The organism is Gluconobacter sp., assembly GCF_047723935.1.
In the GTDB taxonomy this organism is placed as follows: Bacteria; Pseudomonadota; Alphaproteobacteria; order Acetobacterales; family Acetobacteraceae; genus Gluconobacter.
Map to the genome: position 1 here is coordinate 1 of NZ_JBDOBO010000138.1, position 2,601 is coordinate 2,601.

At 55.0% G+C, this 2,601-nt stretch carries 2 protein-coding genes and 1 pseudogene; all 3 read right to left on the reverse strand.

Features of this window, described 5'->3' with window-relative positions; genetic code table 11:
• Positions 1–87 precede the first annotated feature (87 nt).
• On the reverse strand, positions 88–1,254 hold the full coding sequence (locus ABF979_RS16715; RefSeq protein ID WP_415560790.1) for a hypothetical protein: 1,167 nt from the start codon (positions 1,252–1,254) through the stop codon (positions 88–90).
• Positions 1,251–2,075: a hypothetical protein gene (locus ABF979_RS16720; protein WP_415560791.1), complete on the reverse strand. Its 825-nt coding sequence runs from the start codon at positions 2,073–2,075 to the stop codon at positions 1,251–1,253. The genes ABF979_RS16715 and ABF979_RS16720 overlap by 4 nt, the downstream gene beginning before the upstream one ends.
• A 247-nt stretch (positions 2,076–2,322) precedes the next feature.
• Positions 2,323–2,601 (reverse strand): annotated as a pseudogene (locus tag ABF979_RS16725) (IS5/IS1182 family transposase); the annotation flags it as partial.

A 2,601-nucleotide genomic window follows, 5' to 3' on the forward strand; every position in this document is an offset into this window, starting at 1 on the left:
GATCTGGCCCGAATTTCTGAGTGAGGGCAGCCAGAAAAGCCGTATGGCCAACGGTATTCAGCGGTCCGGTTTGATCGAGAATGGGCATCAGGACGAAATACGGAACTGGCAGACCGACAGCGTGCCCCGTGTCTGCGATACGATGCCCTGTCTGGCCACAAGCACGTGCCCGTTATGGCGTACCGTCAGACGGAAGCGAGTGTGCGGGCAAATGGGCATCGAGAAAGGATCGACTTCTACCGTGTAGAGACCGGGAGGAGGTGCTCCCTGCCAGACAATGTTTTCAACGGCTCGCTTGGTAGGTGCCACGGCTCCGGTCGTTCTGGCATTTGCATCGTGGTCAAGCATTCCTCCTCCATGGCTCCGGTTACCAAAATAAATACGTCCACCATCGGGACATAGGACATGGAGATCGAGGTCATTGAGGTCGTCCCAGGCCAGAACGATCTGCAAAATTCCTGTCTGTGCCCCGACACGGCCAACGCGCCGGAAGTCCGACCAAGTGCGCCAGGGAAGGAGCAGGAGAAGCAGCAGGCCAATAAGCAGGACGAGTGGCAGAGTGATCCAGAGCGGAAAGTTTGGATAATGACAGATCCAAGAACCAATCCATCCGCCCAGACGGGATAAGAGCCACAGAATGCATGCCAGTCCGGCGAGCTTGGCGAACAGTTGAAGCCAGCTTTGCCATGGCCCCCAGAGGCGCATTACGGGCGGTTCTGGGGGGGGAGGCAAGATGGTTACCGGAGGCTGGGCTGCCGTCTTGGTTTCAGAGGCCGGAGGATCGGCCTTCGGACGTGGAGGCGGGCGCTTGCCAAAGCCTTTCAGATCGACCTGTTCGATTCGGGTGGTCACGGGCTGATGGCCCCAGCCAATCAGCACAGGACCATTCGGGCCGGATCGCAGATAGTCTGGGCTTGGAATCTGGATTGCAAAGAGCAAGAGACTGAGGAAAGTTCTGTCCGTGTCCGTGGTGGCTTTCTCCGGGTGTGCTCCCAGCGCTTCTATTTTTGTCTTAATGGCCTCGTATTGTGCGAGCAATTCGTCCTGTGGAATTGGAGTTCCAGTTTCGCCGTACCAATCAATGCTGCCATTGTCGTGAAAAGCTGGTTCTGCAAGCAGCGACGTGCCCTCAACTCCAAAATGCTGAGTGAGCAGGCGGCAGAAATCAGGCCAGTATTCAATGACCCGCTGGCCCTGTGCCATGAGCGCGACGACGTCATGTCCAGTGGTTTTTCCCAGGAATTGGCGGTTCATAGATGCGTTCCAAACATGACATGACCGAACATGGTGATGAGTTTCGAGTGACTCGCGAATGCCAGAACTGCCCAGAAAGCCAGAGCAAAAAATGCCGTAAATGTCAGGACATGCAGAATGATGCGTATCCACAACGGCAGAAGCCAGGGGAGTGGTGCGGAAGAAGCCGGGAAGGGCGCTGTAACGATAGAAGACTCGTCGTGAAGTCGCGCCTCGAAAGAGGTCCCGACCGATGTCGTACCGGAAAAAGGATCTGCTTTTTGCGCCGGATAAGAGGCTGTTGCCCCCTTTTGGGGTGCGGAGATATTCAGGAAGTCCGGGTTTTTTGAGGAGGGTTCAAGCAGAGCCCCCAGAGGGGTGCGGGAGAAGGTATCGGGGAGTGCGGGATCAATCCGGTGCGTGGCATCCTGCGCGCCCCACGGCGCCAAAATTAGTTGGGTTCCGTCTGTGAAAACAGCTTTTAGGTTCGGAACAAAAAGCGCCTTTTCAAGAAGCGTGGCGTAGCTCTGCGGATGACTGCTGGCGACCCGCTGGAGCTTTTGCAGGCAGACTGTCAAGTTTTTGAGCAGGGCGTCTTGCTGTAGCGGGGGATAGTCCGTCAGAGGCCGGAACGGGTGCTCGACAGTCCCGTACCAGGTGATCTGGCCCGGCTTGTCATCGACAACCCACTGAACGACGGGTTCAGCGAAAGAGAACGGTAAGGGGCCAGCAGCGTCGATCAGGCGCAGCAAGGTCGTATAGTGCTGAACGGTAGGTTGTCCTTGCCATTCAGACAAAGAAAGATCAGACAGGGCGCTACGTGAGAGGACGGAAATAGACAATTTTTTACTCTAATCGAGATTAGTATTCTAATATATCACTTCAAAGCGTTTCTTGGAATAAGTTTTCTGTTCCCAATACTGAAGAGCGGTAGAGTTCTCTTTTTCGAAATGAGATGGAGGGATCGAAGAACCGTTTGTTGATATGCCTTGGTTCTGATTTTGGATTTTGGGCGTACTGATTGACAGTTTCTGCGATGGCATCCGGTCTGCGTTTTGAGCAGATCGGGTGTTGTCCCCCGCTGGAGGACTACGCGCTCGCGTTCATCCGCTCCAGGAAGAGAAAGCGGCGCATATTATAGACGATATTGGCCAGCCCGATCCTGGTGGTGGCTCGGGTGATGCCAACGGTTCGGACGAACAACCCTGTCTGTGATTTCTGATCCGCAAAGACATGCTCGACGCGTGATCGGATCACCGATTTCCATGCATTGGACCGCTGGATATGGCGGGGCATGGGCTTGAGATGCGGCTTTTTTTCTGTGAACCTTCGAGACAAAGCCCTGCTTTTCCATGAAGTCTTCGTTGG